This window comes from Halalkalibacter sp. AB-rgal2 (assembly GCF_041821005.1).
Classification (GTDB): Bacteria; Bacillota; Bacilli; order Bacillales; family Bacillaceae_D; genus Halalkalibacter.
The window spans coordinates 1-590 of record NZ_JBGUAV010000076.1 but is presented as its reverse complement, the minus strand read 5'-3'; the positions used below and the strand labels follow the sequence as shown (position 1 = coordinate 590).

Annotated in this window: 1 protein-coding gene; it reads right to left on the bottom strand. The window is 36.9% G+C overall.

Translation table 11 applies throughout. From position 1 onward, the window contains the following. Positions 1–189: 189 nt before the first annotated feature. Positions 190–590 (bottom strand): hypothetical protein (locus ACERJO_RS21050; RefSeq protein ID WP_373648786.1); only part of this gene is annotated, 401 nt, incomplete at its 5' end.

The window sequence follows — 590 nt, the reverse complement described above, 5'->3', positions numbered from 1 at the left end:
TATTGGAAGGTCTTAATAGTTCTGTTATCTCAAATTTCACTCTGCCACCATTACTATATCTATTATTTGACTTAGTAGAATATTTAATGCCACCACTCATGACTTCTTCGGGCGAAACATAATGTTCGTGATTTTCAGTCAAATATGCATGATACAAAAAGTTACTCAAGTATCTCACCTACTTAATATTTATTTTCTTGGAACATAAGGAAAATGTGAGCTTCTGGTTGGATCGTCTAGGTTTTCAAATACCCTATGACTTCCAGTCGGTGTATCAGGTGTACTGATATTTCCGTCAAATTCTTTATAGTACTTAGTTATTCTGTTTGGATTCGGATTATTAGGATTTGGCCAGTTTGAATAAGCTTTATCAGGATTAGTCATTGTGTCTTGCCTTAACTTGGCTACATCCACATCTTCACCATATTGTGACCTATTGGGAGTAGATGGTCTACTTGAGTCATATATATGTTTTTCAGAATGTGGGTTGACAAAGTCTTTAGGATTGCTACCACCACCTGGGGTTGTAGGTACTGGAGCCCCTCCCTTACCCTTAGGAATTCGACTAAATGCATTTCTTCCTAGCTTTT